Consider the following 16,627-nt stretch of genomic DNA (forward strand, 5'->3'; position numbering starts at 1 on the left):
CGTTTTCTACTGGTTTCCTTCCCTTTTTCCGGAGTCTCCATGACGCTACGACTGCATTTCGGCACCGCGCTCGTCGCCGCCGCCGGGCTGGCCCTGTCGGCCGCCGCCCAGGCCCAGGGCACGATCAAGATCGGCGAGATCAACAGCTACAAGGCGCAGCCCGCCTTCCTGGAGCCCTACAAGAAGGGCATGGAGCTGGCGGTGGACGAGGTCAACGCCGCCGGCGGTGTCGGCGGCCGCAAGCTCGAACTCGTCACCCGCGACGACAACGCCAACCCCGGCGACGCGGTGCGCATCGCCGAAGAACTGATCGCGCGCGAGAAGGTCGACGTGCTGGCCGGCTCCTTCCTCTCGCACACCGGGCTGGCGCTGACCGACTTCGCCCGGCAGAAGAAATTCTTCTACCTGGCCGCCGAGCCGCTGACCGACAAGATCGTCTGGCAGAACGGCAACCGCTACACCTTCCGCCTGCGCCCCTCGACCTACATGCAGGTCGCGATGCTGGTGCCCGAGGCGGCGAAGCTGAAGAAGAAGCGCTGGGCGATCGTCTACCCCAACTACGAATACGGCCAGTCCTCGGTCGCGACCTTCAAGAAGCTGCTGAAGGAAGCCCAGCCGGACGTGGAATTCGTCGCCGAGCAGGCGCCGCCGCTCGGCAAGGTGGATGCCGGCAGCGTGGTGCAGGCGCTCGCCGACGCGAAGCCCGATGCGATCTTCAACGTGCTGTTCGCCGCCGACCTGTCGAAGTTCGTGCGCGAGGGCAACACCCGCGGCCTGTTCAAGGACCGTGCGGTGGTCAGCGTGCTGACCGGCGAGCCGGAATACCTCGACCCCCTGAAGGACGAGGCGCCCACCGGCTGGATCGTCACCGGCTATCCGTGGAGCGGCATCCAGACGCCCGAGCACAAGGCCTTTCTCGCGGCCTACCAGGCGAAGTACAAGGACTATCCGCGTCTCGGCTCGGTGGTCGGCTACAGCGCGATCAAGTCGATCGCCGCGGGCGTGCAGAAGGCCGGCGGCACCGACACCGAGAAGCTGGTCGCGGCCTTCCGCAACCTGCCGGTGGAGACGCCCTTCGGCCGCATCCTCTACCGCGCGCAGGACCACCAGTCCACCATGGGCGCCTTCGTCGGCAAGACGCGGAACGACGGCGGCAAGGGTGTGATGGTGGACTTCACGTACCTCGACGGCGCGAAATTCCAGCCGTCGGACGACGAGGTGAAGAAACTGCGCCCGGCCGACTGATTGCAGGCCGAAAACGGCACTTTGCGCAGGTTCCGCCTGCGCGGGGTGCTCTCGATTTCATAGCGTCGCGGCGCCGGGGGTTCGCATGGGTGTGTCAGGCTTCGTCGTGCAGCTGCTCAACGGGCTGGCCGGCGCGTCGTCGTTGTTCCTGGTGGCGGCGGGGCTGTCGCTGATCTTCGGCGTGACCCGGATCGTCAACTTCGCGCACGGCTCGTTCTACATGGTGGGCATCTATGTGGCCTACACCCTGGTGGACCGGCTCGGCGGCGCGGGCGGCCCCGTCGGCTTCTGGGGCGCGCTGGTGCTGGCGGCGGTGGCGGTCGGCGTGCTGGGCGCGCTGGTGGAGGCGACGCTGCTGCGCCGCATCTACCGGGCGCCGGAGCTGTTCCAGCTGCTCGCGACCTTCGCGCTGGTGCTGGTGATCAAGGACGGTGTGCTTTGGCTCTGGGGGCCGGAGGAACTGCTCGGGCCGCGGGCACCGGGCTTGAAGGGCTCGGTCGAGATCCTGGGCCGGCAGTTCCCGGCCTACGACCTGTTCCTGATCGTCGTCGGCCCGGTGGTGCTGGGCCTGCTCTGGCTGCTGCTGACCCGCACCCGCTGGGGCACGCTGGTGCGCGCTGCCACCCAGGACCGCGAGATGGTGAGCGCGCTCGGCGTGAACCAGGCGTGGCTGTTCACCGCGGTGTTCGCGCTCGGCGCGCTGCTGGCGGGTCTGGGCGGCGCGCTGCAACTGCCGCGGGAGCCGGCGAACCTGGAGATGGACCTGGCGACGATTGGCGCGGCCTTCGTGGTGGTGGTGGTCGGCGGCATGGGCTCGATTCCCGGCGCCTACGTGGCGGCGCTGCTGATCGCCGAGATCAAGGCGGTCTGCATCTGGCTCGGCGTGGTCGAGATCGGCGGCGTGGCGGTGTCGTCCTCCAAGCTCACCCTGGTGGTCGAGTTCCTGGTGATGGCGGTGGTGCTGGTGGTGCGGCCCTGGGGCCTGCTGGGCCGCCCGCAGGCGCCGGCGCGCTACCTGGGCGGGGCCGAGGCGCCGCTGCGGCGCGCCGGGCGCGGCGGCGGCCTGGCGGTGGCGCTGATCGCGGCGGCGTTGGCCGCGCTGCCCTGGCTCGCGGCCGGCGCGCCCTATGCGCTGGTGCTGGCGATCGACCTGCTAATCGCCGCCCTCTTCGCCGTCAGCCTGCACTTCATCATGGGCCCGGGCGGCATGCATTCTTTCGGCCATGCGGCGTATTTCGGCCTGGGGGCCTACGGCGCGGCGCTGGCGGTGCGCGCCGCCGGCCTGCCGATGGAGGCCGCGCTGCTGGCCGCACCGCTGGCGGCCGCGGCCGGCGCGCTGGTCTTCGGCTGGTTCGCGGTGCGGCTGTCGGGCGTGTACCTGGCGATGCTGACCCTCGCCTTCGCGCAGATCGCCTGGGCCGTCACCTACCAATGGGACAGTCTCACCGGCGGCAGCAATGGCCTGACCGGCGTCTGGCCGGCGGACTGGCTGGCCGACCGCCGCGCCTACTACGGCCTCACCCTCGTGCTGGCGGGCGCGGGCATCCTGCTGCTGCGGCGGGTGCTGTTCTCGCCCTTCGGTTATGCGCTGCGCGCCGGCCGCGACGCGCCTGTGCGGGCCGACGCGATCGGCATCGACGTGCGGCAGCTGCAGTGGGCGGCCTTCGTCGTCGCCGGCGCCGCGGCGGGGCTGGCCGGCGGGCTGTATGCGTTCTCCAAAGGCAGTATTTCGCCGGAGACGCTCTCGGTCGGCCGGTCGGTCGACGGGCTGGTGATGGTGCTGCTCGGCGGCGTGCAGACGCTCGCCGGCCCGGTGGTCGGCGCCGTCACCTTCACCTGGCTGCACGACACCGTGGCCCGCAGCACCGACTACTGGCGCGCGCTGCTGGGCGGGATCATCCTGCTGCTGGTGCTGTTGTTCCCGCAGGGCATCGCCGGTGCGGCGCAGCAGCTGGGACGGTGGTTCGCAGGGCGGGGCGGCAGGCACGCGGTGGCCGCCGGCGGGGCGCGCCCTCACCCCGGCCCTCTCCCAGGGGTAGAGGGAGTGGACGGCCTGGGGAGGACTGGGCTATGAATGCCCCGCTGCTGCAGGTGACCGGCCTGGGCAAGTCCTTCGGCGGCGTGCGGGCGGTCGACGGCGTCGATTTCTCGCTGCACCGCGGCGAGCTGCTGGCGCTGATCGGGCCCAACGGCGCCGGCAAGTCCACCACCTTCAACATGGTCGGCGGCCAGCTCGCGGCCGACCGCGGATCGGTCCGGCTCGACGGCCGGCCGCTCGACGGCCTGCCGCCGCGCGCGATCTGGCGCCGCGGCGTGGGCCGCACCTTCCAGATCGCCGAGACCTTCGCATCCTTCACCGTGGCGGAAAACGTGCAGATGGCGCTGCTCTCGAACGACCGCCGGCTGTGGTCGTGGTGGCGCCGCGCCGCCGACCACCGGCGCGGCGACGCGCTGGCGCTGCTGGAGCAGGTCGGCATGCGGCCGCAGGCCGACCGGCCCTGCAGCGAACTGGCCTACGGCGACGTGAAGCGCGTCGAGCTGGCGATCGCGCTGGCGCACGACCCTGCGCTGCTGCTGATGGACGAGCCCACCGCCGGCATGGCGCCCGGCGAGCGCCACGCGCTGATGGCGCTGGTGCGGCAGCTGGTGCAGGCGCGGGGCATGGGCGTACTGTTCACCGAGCACAGCATGGACGTGGTGTTCGCCTTCGCCGACCGCATCCTGGTGCTGGCCCGCGGCCGGCTGATTGCCGACGGCCCGCCGCAGCAGATCCGCGACGATCCGCAGGTGCAGGCGGTGTACCTCGGCACCGGTGCGCCGCTCGACGAACCCGCCCCGGAGGCCGGCGCATGACGACGATGCCCGCAACGCCCGCAGACACATCGCAGTCCCTGCTGGAAGCCACCGGCCTGCAGGCTTGGTACGGCGCCGCGCAGATCCTGCACGGCGTGGACATCGCCGTCGGCCGCGGCGAGGTGGTCGCGCTGATGGGCCGCAACGGCGCCGGCAAGTCCACCACGCTGAAGGCGCTGATGGGCCTGGTGCCCCGGCGCAGCGGCCGCATCCGCTTCATGGGCCACGACCTGTCGCATGCCGACCCGCACGACGCGGCGCGCCGCGGCCTGGGCTACGTGCCGGAAGACCGCCGCGTGTTCACCGATTTGACCGTGATGGAGAACCTGTCGGTCGGCCGCCAGCCGCCGCGCCGCTGGCCCGACGGCAGCACGGCACCGTCGTGGACGCCCGAGGCGCTGTTCGCGCTGTTCCCCAACCTGGGCGAGATGCCCGAGCGCCCCGGCGGCCGCATGAGCGGCGGCGAGCAGCAGATGCTCACCGTCGCGCGCACGCTGATGGGCAACCCCTATTTGGTGCTGCTTGACGAACCGTCCGAAGGCGTGGCGCCGCTGGTCGTCGAACAGATGGCCCGCACGATCCTGGCGCTGAAGCAGCAGGGCGTCGGCATCCTGCTGTCGGAGCAGAACCTGCGGTTCGCCGAACGGGTGTCCGACCGCGCGTATGTGCTGGAGAAGGGGCAGATCCGGTACGAGGGGGGGATGCGGGCGTTGACGGGGGATGAGGTGGCGCGGCGGGCTTGGTTGGGGGTGTAGGTTTGATACAAACTTTGCTGTTTTTTCGTAGCGACGCAGCCTTGTCTCTCGACCAGTCGTTGCGGGCAGCCTCAGCCAAATACATCGCTGTGCTCACCTGCTTGCCGAATCGATATTTTCGCGTGCGAAACCGTTCGGCTCGAAGTCAGGCCGCTGCATTTTGCTGGGCTGCAACGGCAGTCCGCAATCTCCATCGCCAAAGTCCTGTGATCCAAAGCGCAGCCGGCAAGAATCCGGCGATGCACAGCAGAACTCGAAGAAGTAGTCCGCCTGCCGATCCGTCGTGTAGCGGGTGCAGCCAATTGTTGATGGCGTTCGAAGCGCCGAACTTTTGGCGGTCCTGTACGGCCAACACTTTCCCGCTGTATCGGTCTATGTAGACATAGCTGTGCGGAAACCGGAAGCTCGGATCGCCGGGCTGCTGCACACGGACCATGAACGCGCCGCGCGGATGTCCCGGCGCTTCGACCCAGGCCAGCCGTCCTTGAGGCATGACGGCTCGGGCCGAAGCCAGTGCCTGCGCCACCGTGATGGGCAAGCCATCGGAGACGGTCGACAAGGAACTGCCGTCCGGTGGACCTTCCCGAACGTGAGTTCCAGAACCGAATTGCTTTCCTTGGGAAGCGCCAGCATGGCGCCGGTGAGCGCCAGCATGGCCAGGAAGCCGAAGCCGGCCAAGCCCGCAAGCTTGTGCATATCGCGCAACGTGCGGATCGGGGACGCGTCCGTTTTGATCCGCAGCGCGTTCGCCCACTTGCCTTTGGGCCACCATGCCCACAGGCCCGTAAGGAGGAGCAGCAGCGAGGCCAGCCCGCCCCAGCCGACGAAGGAACGGCCGAACGCTTCCAGCGTCAACTCCATGTGCAGGTCGTAGATCCAGGTCATGAGGTAATGACCCCATTCGTCGGAGCGAAGTACCTGCCGACCATCGGACGACAACCAGGCCATGCCGCGGAATGCATGGTGGCCTGCGCCTGTAGGAAGGTAGCGGACCGGCAACACACCGCTGACCCCCGTGACTTCGAAACGCCAGGCCCCATTGCGCTCTGGCCACTGCGTGCGCAGCGTTGCCAGGGCATCGTCCCAAACGGTCGAGGACCATCCGGCTGCAGGGCCCGAAGCAACGATTTGGATCTCCGGATGCAGGACGGTGTCGATCTCTTGGTAAAACACAGAGCCGAACCGGTGAGCCCCAGCAATGTCAACAGGCCGCCCACTGTGACACCCAGCCATAGGTGGAAGCGCCGAACCGCGTTCCGGACAGGGGCCATGCGTCAGAACCGTCCCAGCAGTGCGATCTCGAAGCTGCGCGGAGCGCCTAGGTAGACGTTCGTTGTCGGGTAGCCCGAATACTCGCCGTAGAAGGCATTGGTGAGATTGCGGCCGCGCAGCGTCAGCGTCGTGTTCTTCGCCGCTTGCCACGACACGGCCGCGTCCAAGGTGCTGCGGCCTTTGACGGCGATGGTGTTGGCGGTGTCCGTGTAGAAACCGGAGACATGGCGTACCGACGCCTGCAGCGAAAGCGCCGTGTCCGGTATCCGGTAGGTCCCGTGCACACCTGCGGTGGTGCGCGGTGTGTTGATCGGACGGTTGCCGGTGCGTACCGCGCCGCCCGCCTCGACCAGTTCATCGTATTTCGCCTCGACCACGCCCAAGTACGCGTTGAGCAGCAGTGCCCGGTTCACCGCTGCGCCGAGGTTGAGTTCGATCCCGCGTGATGACTGGCTACCTCCCTGGACCGCCACGGAAGGGTTGCGCGGATCGCGGGTCAGGATGTTGTCCTGCTGTATGTAGTACGCCGCGCCAGTGACGGTCACCCGCTTGTCGAAGGCATTGGCCTTGAAGCCGGCTTCCACGGACCGGCCCTTGGTGAGTCGGAAGGAGGTGTTGGCGATGGATTGCAGCAGGATCGTCGATACCGGAACCGCCGCCGTCGTGTACTGGGCGTACAGCGTTGTGTCGGCATTCAGTTCATAGGTTGTGCCCAGGCGCCAGGAGAGCGGGTGGTAGCGAGGATGCGTCGACTGCACTGTGTTGGGGGTGACACCCAGGTTGGTCACTCCGCGCTCCAGGTCGATGTGGTCGTAGCGCAATCCACCTACCACTAGCCAACGCGGGCCGATGTTGAGCGCATCCTCGACGAACGTCGACGCTATCTTTAGCCTGGAATCGAAGTTCACGTTGGAAACGCTATACGCACCGTTGGCGGTAGGAAAGGTTCCGATGGCCGGGTTGAAGAGATCGACCACGCCAACGACAGAACTGGGAGCGGACTGGCGCAGGCTCGCCAGATCGGTACGGTTGTATTCGGCGCCCGCAGTAAAGCGGTTCTTCCATCCGAACAGGGTTCCTTCGTTGGCCACGGCCGTCCTCGCGTTCCAGAACTGATGGTCATGGTAGAAGCGTTGCAGCGTGCGGGAGAACCCGCCGTTCGGCAGCACGGCGGTAGGCGCGACGAAAGTCTGGGTATCGCTCAGCACAAACGCACGTTTGGCGGTGTAGGCGGTAAGGTCCGTCGCGACCGACCAGCCGTTGCCCACCTTCCAGTCGATGCGGGACCGCAGCGTCGTCTCGTCCGCATCCGAATAGGCACCGTCCGGGTTGTAGTTCACCCGGCGCAGCGCGCGGTCCACCACCAGTCCGTTAGGGGCGCTCACGATGCTGCTGGGATCTCGCGCCACCGTGCGCGGAACCAGCGCAATGCCCTGATAGGTGCCGTCGTACCGGTCGGTGTAGTGGTCCAGTCCGATCAGAACCGACAGATCGCCTGACGGTTTGAACAGCAGGCTACTGGTCAGCCCGCGCGAACGGGTCTTGTTGTTGGCCACGTCGTAGAGACTGTCCGACTGCATGCTGCTGGCGTCCATACGCAGGGCCGCCGTGTCCGACAACTGCAGGTTGATACCCGCAGCCGCAGTAGATGTGCCGAAACTGCCCGCCGACAGCAGCGCATCGACGTAGTTGCCGTCGAACGTGGGTTTGCGCGTGACCTTGTTGATCACGCCGCCCAGCGCACCTTCGCCATGCAGGACCGACGCGGGCCCCTTGATTACCTCGATCCTGTCGAAATGCCAAGTATTGGTGTCGCGCTGCACCACTGTCGATGTCGAGACCCTTACGCCGTCCTGCAGTATCGACACGGCGTTGCCAGAAAAGCCGCGCATCATGACCGCGGCAGGATTGCCTGGGACGTTGCCCGAGATCACGCCAGAGATGTCGGCAAACGCTTCGCGCGCCGTGCGCAGTCCGCGCTCCTGCATGTCGGCCTGCGAGATCGACTGCACCGTGGCTGGCGTCTCCCAGGCGCTCAGGCCGAGTCGGCTGCCCGCGTCGTTGGACTCGCCTAATTGCAACTGATCGCGACTGCCGGCGACCGTCACAGGGGCGAGCGAGCCTCCGGCGGCCGGGACATCCTGGGCCGACACTTGGGGGGTGGTCGCCATGAGCAGAACCGAAGCGGCGATCAGAGAAGGGGTGGGTGTCGTCATGGTGTCAAAAACGGTAGGTGCCGGTCACGTAGATGTTTCGCCCTTGAGCGGGAGTGATCCACCGACTCACGTGTAGGTGACTGGACACGTAGTAGGGCTTGTCGAGAAGATTGCGCACCGCCAGCTGCAGCTCCACGTTTTGGCCACCTGCCAATGGCTTGCGCCATGTCTGTGTCAGGTCGACCCTTGCGTAGCCGGGCAACACGGTGGTGTTCGCCTCGTCCGCGAACCGCCGGCTCTGCACATAGAGCCCTGCGCCTGTCCTCCACTCCTCGTTCCAGGCGTACTGTCCCCACAGATTGAGCGTGTGCCGTGCAACGTTGGGCACCACCTGTCCGCCGTAGACCGCGTTCTGCAGATAGCGCGCATCGGTGTAGGCGTATGCGGCCGACATGCGGATTCGCTCCGTGATCTGGCCCGATGCCGACGCCTCGACGCCCCGCGACCGTGCGGAGCCCACCGTCGTGAAGTCGAACGGATTCACGGTGCTCAGGTCCGACGAAATCATGCCCGTCTGCTCCAGCTGGTACACCGCCACGTCGGTCGACACTTGGCCGCCGTTCCAGAGCGATTTCCAGCCGATCTCGGCCTGCGCCGAGCGGCGCGATGGCAGCGACCGGTTGGTGGAGGACGCCACCTGGTTCGGCGCGATGCCGGTGGCGATGTTCGCGTACACCGTGTCGTTGTCGGACAGACGTCGGAGCAGTGCAACCTTGGGCGACCAGCGCGTTTCGTCCACAGGCAGAACGCCGGCCGTGCCGTAGTAGAAAGAGTATTGGGTGTAGCGCACCCCGCCGACCAATGACCAGGCGCCGAGGTCGATCTGGTCCTGCAGCGACACGGCCGTCGAATGCAGCTTCTGACGCGTGGTCGCACCTTGCGTGGGCGCACCGGGCGCAGGTGCCGGCTGGCGTCCGTAGACCGGCGAATAGACATTGATCGGTGCACTGCTCGAAGCAGGCACGATCAGCGAGGGCTGGTCCAGGTCTTCGCGGTAGTAGCTGATGTCCGCATAGAGACCATGCGCAAGGCCACCCCACCGCTGGCGAGATGTCACGGAACCCACGAGCGAATCGATGCGGCGATCGGTCCCGGGCTCCCAGGCTGTCGCCCGTGCGTAGGTGCCGGCAGGCTGGTTGGCGAGCGGTGAGCCGCTCAGAACATCGCGCACCGCCGTCGACCGTCCTTCCAGATGCGTGTAGTCGAGAGCGACTCGCGTATCTGCCGTCAGCGCCAGATCGCCGTGAAGATCCACAATCCGGTTGTTGGTGGTGGAATTGGCGAATGGCTCGCCAAGTTGCCGGTCGAGCGGTACCGCGACGGGACGGCCGTTCGCGGCCGGTAGACCGTAGTCGGCCTGGTACGTTTGGTTCGTCGCCTCCACTCCCATGCGCAAATGCATGCGGTCGCCGTCGTTCTTGGCAAGACCCAGCTTCACGCCGTCGAGCCGATCGGCGACGTGTCGCCATTCGCTGGCGTCCGAGCGCGTGGCAGTGATGCGTGCGGCGATCTCGTTGTCCTGCGAGATGACGCGGTTCAGGTCCGCAGACACCTCCATCGCGCCGTGCTCGCCGCGACCGAACAGCACACTGCCGAAGTTCGCCATGCGCGGCTGCCGGGTGACGAGGTTCACGGTGCCGCCCGGTTCGCTGCGCACGCCGACCGCGGCGCCAGGGCCCCGCAGCACTTCCACGCTTTCGAGGAACGCAGGAACATAGGGATAGTTCGAGAGGCGCACGCCGTCCCTCAGCACACGGTTGGAGCCGGTGCCGTTGTCCACCACCGCGCCGCGCAAGCTGAAAAACTGGGTGTGCGATCCATTGAAGCCACTATCGGCCTGGGCGCCCGGCACGTTGCGCAATGCGTCCTGCAGCGTAGTGCCGGCCTGCTCCCGGATTCGCTCCGCAGGCACGGTTGTCACTGCAAACGGCGTTTCCAATACAGACCCAGGCAGCCCCGTGGCGAGTGTGCCGGTGCGCTGCTCCGGTTGGGGTGCCGGCGCCGAAACACGTATTTCGTCGAGCGTGCCGCGCTGCTGGGCGTGAGCCGCCGGCAAAAGCGCGATGAAGACCGCGGCAGCAATGGCGGTATGGCTGTGCGAAACGGCAGTTTGTTCTTGTCTCATATCTATTGGGGAATGGTGGGGAGGTCGCGTGATTGCTTTTGCAGGGCAGCTGGGCCGCCCTCGCAAGATTTGGGGCTTGGCCTAGTGTCAGAACCGCTGCAGAAGACTGACGTACAGAGCACGCCCGTCGCCCGGGGAATAGCCTGATGAGCCGCTGTCGTACCAGGCGTAGACGTACTTGCGGTCGGTCGCGTTCTTTAATTGCAGGCTGACGTCGGTAGCTGGCGCGACGCGGTAGGTCGCGCCGAGGTTTAGCTGCGCATAGCGGCCAAATCGGCCCTGTGTGTTGGTCCGGTCGACGTAGTAGTCGCCTTGGGCGTTGGCCCAGGCAGAAAGCTTCAGTGTGTCTGCGACCTGATGGTCTGCACCCAGCGACACCAGGTAGTGCGGCACGTTCTCGATCTCGCGACCGCGGGTGGCGGGCGCGCCGGGATCCGGCTCCGTGATACGCGCGAGCTGGTGCGAGTATGCGAACCAGCCGGTAGTACGCGTGTTGGGCCGCATATTGAGCTGCACGTCGTAGCCCTTGCGAAGGGTCTTGCCTACGTTACCCAGACCGCCCGGATCGGGGAGGCCATCGACGCCCAATACACGAGCGACTTCGCCCGAAGCACGCTGTTCCCAATAGGCCAACCGACCGTCCAGCCAGGCCAGCGGCGTGAACTTGACGCCTGCTTCCCAGCCGTCGTTGATCGATGGTGCGAGGTTGCGGGCCTGAGTGCGGTAGGCATCGATGCCCGACCCGATCTGGAAGGTTCGGCCCCAGTTGGCATAAGTGCCGATCTGTGGGCCGAAGGTGTAGGCCAAACTGATCTTCGGTTGCTTGATGAGGCCGTAGTCATGGACTGGCGACGTATTTCCAGTCTGCCTGTCGGTGAACCGCCCTCCTACGTGATCGACCCGCATAGCAGGAATGATCTTGAGCGGTGCTACGGGACGGATCACGGCCTGGATGTAGGCACCACGGGTGTCGAGGTCGAAATCCCAATCGCGGAACTGCGAGGTCCGCACACGTTCCGTGGTCCGGTACCGCTGGTTGAGGTTGTCCTGCCATTGCGCATCGAGCCCCCCTTCGAGCGTAAACTCGTGCGCCCAACCAACCTTCGGGCGCCAGGTCAGCGAGGTGATGGCACCCTTCTGAGTTTCGTCGTTGTAGCGCTCTTGCTGGGTGCCTGCCGCAGAAAAGCGCACCCACCGCTGGTTTTCATACTGATTGACGTACACCTTCGACGACCACGACAGATCGTCGCGGAGTTCGCCGTCGAGATGTGCGCTGATCTGTGCTGTCTCGCGCTCGCCCCGGTCCGCCGCGGCATAGGCAGGCGAACTGCGAGGCGCGCGGAGCGCCTGTTCCAGGGTCAGGTAGCCGGATTCGAGAGCACGATTGCGGAAGTAGCGCGCGCCGATGCCGGTGCGCCAGCGACCGTCGTCGCTGGTGTAGAACCACTTGCCCGACAGCGAAAGCTTCCGGGCATCGGCATGGTCGCGATAGCCGTCGGAGTCGCGCCAGGAGATGGCGTAGTTCTGGCTCCAGTTACCGCTCTCGATGCCTTTGACCACCTGCACCTCGCGTGTGCCGAAGCTGCCCGCAGTGATGCTGGCCAGGCCTTCGTTGCCGCCGCTGCGCGTCAGGACGTTGGCATTGCCGGCGATGTTGTTCAGACCGTAACGGGGGTCATTAGTGCCACGGACGACTTCGACCGCAGCGATATCTAAAGGAAACACGGCGTCGAGGAACGGCATGCCCCCTGCGTTGTCATTGCTCGGGATGCCGTCGATCAGCAGCTTGACCGCGTTGATCCGTCCTTCGCCGTTGAAGCCCCGGAACGAGAAGCGACCGGCATCCGTGCCCTGCTTGAACTGTGTGACCTGGACACCCGGTGCGCGGGTAAACAGTTCCCAGCTGTAGTCGACGTGCTGGTCCTGGAAAACGCTGGCGCCCAGGACATCGACGGAGCTGAAGATGCTGCGCGCAGACAGAGGCCCGGTGGCGGTGGCCCTGATGTCGACGGTGCCCAACGTGAGGGTCGATTCACCTGTGCCAACAGCAGGCGGACTCTGCGCGACTGCGGGATGGGTCAAGGCGAACGTCACCGCTACGGCTATTGCTTGTTTAAAGAGTGGAAGGGGTGACGGGCGCGGCATAGTGATCAACGGCAGAAAAGCGGGTGCTTCGAGGGACATAGCTCCGGATCAGTGTTTGTGGCTGCCGGAAGCGGCAGCCGCTCCAGTGCTGTTGAGCGGCCTGACCGGGGCGGCGACCTGCAGCGTCTCCCGTTTGCCGTTCTTGTCTTCGAATACGAGCGTGAGCGGCACAATGTCTCCAGCCTTCACCTGCTGCTTCAACCCCATCAACATCACGTGAAATCCACCTGGCTTGAGGTCGAGCGGCTGGCCGGCCACCAGGGAGATGGAGGACACCTGGCGCATCTTCATGACGTCGCTCTGCATGGCCATTTCGTGCACCTCGACTGTCGGCGTGAGTGGTGAACTTGCTCCCACCAGACGGGTGTCCTTCGGGGCAGTCAGCCGCATGAATGCGCCGGTGGCCTGCTGCTGGGGAACGGTGGCACGGACCCAGGCGTCCTCCACAGCGACCTGAGCCTGTGCGGCACAGCAGGCGAACGCGATGGCGGCAAAGGCGGATGAACGGTGAAGAAAAGTAGACATGGCAAAGGTCCTTGGATGAAATTTGTCAGGTGGAACGCAGCAGCTGCAGGACGTCCTGCGCGTACTGGGCTGCGGTCATGTCGTGGCGCATCAACAGCCGCAACCTGCCCTCTGTGTCATAGAGATAACTGAAGGTCGAGTGATCCAGGGTGTAGGAAGAGGCGGTCGGCACTTTCTTGTAGAACACCCGGAACTCACGCGCCGTGGCGGCCGTCTGGACGAGGTCGCCATGCAGGCCGAGAAAGGTCGGGTCGAAGCCTGCGGTATAGGCTTTCAGCACGTCCGGCGTATCTCGCTCCGGATCGAGCGTGACGAAGATCACTTGCAGTTCGTCCGCTTGCTGGCCGAGCAACCGGCGGACTTCAGCAGCCCGGGCGAGTGCGGTCGGACACACGTCGGGACACTGGGTGAAACCGAAGAACATCAATACAGCGCGGCCTCGAAAGTCCGACAACTGACGTATCCGGCCCGTCGAATCCGGGAGTCGGAAGTTCGATGCGTATCTCACATCGTCGATACGGATGCCGTGATAGGTGCGACCGGAGAATCGATCGCACCCAGACAGACCGCTCATGAAACCGGCGGCTACTGCGGCGCCGAAGGTACGGCGAGACGTACGAATGCCGGCCAGACGCAATCTGGCCATCGAAGATGAGTCACGCATGGCTAATCCTCAAGTCCACGCGACGGTGATCACGCGACTCTGCAGAAGCTGACTAAGGAGGGGGCTTTGGTTCGAGACGGCGCGTCGGATGCCTTCAGACCGCAGTCGATGCAAAACGACTAGCGCTGCAAGACCTGCAGAGCCGTGCGAACTTAAAACTTCCCGTGAAAGGCTTCGTCTGACCGACGTCGCCGGTTGGCCTTAGCCGCGTGATGGAGGCCCACGCGGCGGCAACGGTGCCCCCACCATTCCCGCGATATGGGCTCGCGCGAGAGGTCGCATGGCATGCGCCAGCGGTTGCGGCGATACGACCGGAGCCTGCACAAACGCAGGAATGACCGCCGTGCCTGCGCACAGCGGGCAATCGAGCTTGTAGCTCTTGTCAGTATCCGTCGCGTCCCCGTTCACTACCATCTTCATGCCGCCCGCAGAGGAGCAGACCATCTCCATCGCCTGCGGAGCGATGATGGGTGACGCGATTGCGGCACCCAAGGTCAAGGCGTACCACACCAGCACCAAGCGGGCGATCAGTGAACAGGTACGCAGGACGTGCATGGGAGCGCATTATGGGCGGTCCCTGCGCCCTTGTGCGGAGCCGGGGCGTGGACAAATTGTCCGCATGGGCTCGACTGCGTTCTGGCTGGCTCGTCTGCGATGCACGGACCAGCATTACGTTGATTTCGTCTACACCCTCTCAATACACCTCCGGCACATACATCTCCGCCGGCACCGGCCGCCGGATGTAGTCCGCATGCCGCACCCGCGCCGGCAGTTCCACCGGCGGATGCGGCACTTCCTGGTACGGCAGCTGCGCCAGCAGGTGCGCGATGCAGTTCAGCCGGGCCTTCTTCTTGTCCACCGCCTGCACCACCCACCACGGCGAATCGGGGGTGTGAGTGCGTTCCAGCATCGCTTCCTTGGCGCGGGTGTATTCCTCCCACAGCCGGCGCGATTCCAGGTCCATCGGGCTCAGCTTCCACTGCTTGAGCGGGTCGTGGATGCGGCCGAGGAAGCGCAGGTGCTGTTCCTCGTCGGTGATGCTGAACCAGTACTTCACCAGCACGATGCCAGAGCGCATCAGCATGCGCTCGAAGTCGGGCACGGTGCGGAAGAATTCCTCCACCTCGTCGTCGGTGCAGAAGCCCATCACCCGCTCGACGCCGGCGCGGTTGTACCAGCTGCGGTCGAACAGCACGATCTCGCCGGCGGCCGGCAAGTGCGCCACGTAGCGCTGGAAGTACCACTGGGTGCGCTCGCGGTCGTTCGGCGCGGGCAGGGCGGCGACGCGGCAGATGCGGGGGTTCAGCCGCTGGGTGATGCGCTTGATCGCGCCGCCCTTGCCGGCGGCGTCGCGGCCCTCGAACAGCACCACCACCTTCTGGCCGGTGGCCTGTACCCAGTCCTGCAGCTTGGCCAGTTCGCCCTGCAGCCGGAACAGCTCGCGGAAGTAGGTGCGGCGGAAGGCCTGTGCCTCGTCCGAGCGGGGCGGGGCGGCGCCGTCGAAGGCGCGGTCGTCGATCTCCTGCTCCAGCTCTTCGTCGAAGCCGTCCACCAGGTCGGCTTCGAAACGGCGCAGGGCGTCGGCATGCAGATCAGTGTCGGGAGTGAAATTCATCGGGGTCACCGCGGGCGCAAATGGGGGCGATGCTGGCGCCGCCGTGTGGCACGCGTGTGACGGTCCGTCATCTTGCGGTCAAAAAAGGCACCTGGCGCAGATGGGATCTGCGCGAGCAGCTATCGAAATCATAGCAATGGGCGTCTGCACGTCACGCCCGGCCCTCATTCCAGCTTGGCGCCGGACTGCCGCACCAGCTGCTCCCACACCGGCAGCTCGGCCTGGTAGGCCGCGGCGAACTGCTGCGGCGTGTTGGCCCGGCGCTCGAAGCCCATCGCGGCGATGCGGGCGGACACGTCGGGCAGTTCGCTCGCGGTGCGGATCTCATCAGCCCAGCGCTGCACCACCGGGGCGGGCGTGCCGGCCGGCGCGGCGACCGCCAGCCAGCCAGTGAGGCGGTAGGCCGGGTCGGTCAGGCCCTGCTCGGCGAGCGTGGGCAGCTGCGGCAGCACCGACAGGCGGCGCTCGCCGGTCGCGCCGATCGCCTTGATGCGGCCGCTGTCGAGGTACGGCTTGGCCTGCAGCACGCTGGCGTAGGCCATCGGGATCTGGCCGGCCACCAGGTCCTGCATCATCGGCGCCTCGCCCTTGTAGGCGATGTGGGTCATGTCGGCCTGCTGGGTGGCGCTCATGTGGGCGCCGGCCAGGTGCGGATAGGCGCCGACGCCCCAGGAACCGTAGCTCAGCTTGCCTTTGTTCGCCTTCACGTAAGCCAGCAGCTCCGGGCCGGTGGCGGCGGGCACGCTGGGATGCACCACCAGCACGACAGGGCCCATCGCCACCTGCGTCACCATCGTCAGGTCGCGGCGCGGGTCGTAGGGCAGCTTGTCGTAGAGGTAAATGTTGGTCAGCAGCGACTGGCTGAGCGTCAGCACCACGGTGTGGCCGTCGGGCGCGGCCTTGGCGACGGTGTCGGTGCCGAGGATCGCCGAGGCGCCCGGCCTGTTCTCGACCAGCACCGGCTGGCCGAAGCGCACCGCGAGCTTCTCGGCCAGCACCCGTGCCAGGATGTCGGTGGCGCCACCGGCCGGGTAGGGCACGACGATGCGCAGCGGCCGCGCAGGAAAGGCCGCGGCCGCCGGCTGGGCGGCGACCCAGGGCGCGGCGCACAACGCGGGCAGGGCGGCGAGCAGGCGGCGGCGGGTGCGGCCGGGGCGGGCGGATGTCGGTGTCATGGCGGTGTCTCCGGAAATCGTTGTGGGGGATGCCGGC

Annotated in this window: 13 protein-coding genes and 1 pseudogene; 4 read left to right on the top strand and 10 right to left on the bottom strand. The window is 66.4% G+C overall.

Annotated features, from left to right (window positions below; all coding sequences use genetic code 11):
- The first annotated feature begins 39 nt into the window (after positions 1-39).
- From QZ500_RS09395 to QZ500_RS09410, 4 genes are all read left to right on the top strand, one after another.
- The gene (locus QZ500_RS09395) at positions 40-1,245 is read left to right on the top strand and encodes an ABC transporter substrate-binding protein (RefSeq protein WP_295854204.1); all 1,206 of its coding nucleotides are present in this window, start codon (positions 40-42) and stop codon (positions 1,243-1,245) included.
- 85 nt (positions 1,246-1,330) lie between these two features.
- Entirely contained in the window at positions 1,331-3,319 is a 1,989-nt protein-coding gene (locus QZ500_RS09400; RefSeq protein ID WP_295854206.1) for an ABC transporter permease, read from the top strand.
- On the top strand, positions 3,316-4,098 hold the full coding sequence (locus QZ500_RS09405; RefSeq protein WP_295854208.1) for an ABC transporter ATP-binding protein: 783 nt from the start codon (positions 3,316-3,318) through the stop codon (positions 4,096-4,098). Before QZ500_RS09400 ends, QZ500_RS09405 begins: the two co-directional genes overlap by 4 nt.
- Positions 4,095-4,853 carry an ABC transporter ATP-binding protein gene (locus QZ500_RS09410; RefSeq protein ID WP_295854210.1) on the top strand — a complete coding sequence of 253 codons (759 nt, stop codon included), beginning with the start codon at positions 4,095-4,097 and terminating at the stop codon, positions 4,851-4,853. Before QZ500_RS09405 ends, QZ500_RS09410 begins: the two co-directional genes overlap by 4 nt.
- Positions 4,854-4,998: 145 nt before the next feature.
- Here QZ500_RS09410 and QZ500_RS19560 read toward each other — a convergent pair whose 3' ends face one another.
- The 10 genes and pseudogenes from QZ500_RS19560 to QZ500_RS09455 all read right to left on the bottom strand — a co-directional run bounded on the left by QZ500_RS19560 (position 4,999) and on the right by QZ500_RS09455 (position 16,590).
- Entirely contained in the window at positions 4,999-5,346 is a 348-nt protein-coding gene (locus tag QZ500_RS19560) for a PepSY-associated TM helix domain-containing protein (protein WP_366762900.1), read from the bottom strand.
- Between the two features lie 116 nt (positions 5,347-5,462).
- Positions 5,463-6,086: pseudogene (locus tag QZ500_RS09415) on the bottom strand (PepSY domain-containing protein); the annotation flags it as partial.
- Between the two features lie 41 nt (positions 6,087-6,127).
- Entirely contained in the window at positions 6,128-8,341 is a 2,214-nt protein-coding gene (locus QZ500_RS09420; protein ID WP_295854215.1) for a TonB-dependent receptor, read from the bottom strand.
- Between the two features lie 4 nt (positions 8,342-8,345).
- Positions 8,346-10,466, bottom strand: coding sequence for a TonB-dependent siderophore receptor (locus QZ500_RS09425; RefSeq protein ID WP_295854217.1), 2,121 nt, complete (start codon positions 10,464-10,466; stop codon positions 8,346-8,348).
- An 87-nt stretch (positions 10,467-10,553) separates the two neighbouring features.
- Positions 10,554-12,611: a TonB-dependent receptor gene (locus QZ500_RS09430; RefSeq protein ID WP_295854336.1), complete on the bottom strand. Its 2,058-nt coding sequence runs from the start codon at positions 12,609-12,611 to the stop codon at positions 10,554-10,556.
- A gap of 48 nt (positions 12,612-12,659) precedes the next feature.
- Positions 12,660-13,136: a copper chaperone PCu(A)C gene (locus QZ500_RS09435; RefSeq protein ID WP_295854221.1), complete on the bottom strand. Its 477-nt coding sequence runs from the start codon at positions 13,134-13,136 to the stop codon at positions 12,660-12,662.
- Between the two features lie 25 nt (positions 13,137-13,161).
- A complete protein-coding gene (locus tag QZ500_RS09440; protein WP_295854224.1) occupies positions 13,162-13,800 on the bottom strand; it encodes an SCO family protein in 639 nt (212 codons plus the stop codon).
- Positions 13,801-14,001: 201 nt separating this feature from the next.
- Positions 14,002-14,355 carry a DUF2946 family protein gene (locus tag QZ500_RS09445; protein WP_295854227.1) on the bottom strand — a complete coding sequence of 118 codons (354 nt, stop codon included), beginning with the start codon at positions 14,353-14,355 and terminating at the stop codon, positions 14,002-14,004.
- A 139-nt stretch (positions 14,356-14,494) separates the two neighbouring features.
- On the bottom strand, positions 14,495-15,415 hold the full coding sequence (ppk2, locus tag QZ500_RS09450; protein ID WP_295854230.1) for a polyphosphate kinase 2: 921 nt from the start codon (positions 15,413-15,415) through the stop codon (positions 14,495-14,497).
- 164 nt (positions 15,416-15,579) lie between these two features.
- Positions 15,580-16,590, bottom strand: a complete 1,011-nt coding sequence (locus QZ500_RS09455) for a tripartite tricarboxylate transporter substrate binding protein (RefSeq protein WP_295854233.1) — start codon at positions 16,588-16,590, stop codon at positions 15,580-15,582.
- Positions 16,591-16,627 lie beyond the last annotated feature (37 nt).

It is taken from the genome of uncultured Xylophilus sp. (assembly GCA_913776965.1).
GTDB lineage: Bacteria > Pseudomonadota > Gammaproteobacteria > Burkholderiales > Burkholderiaceae_C > Xylophilus.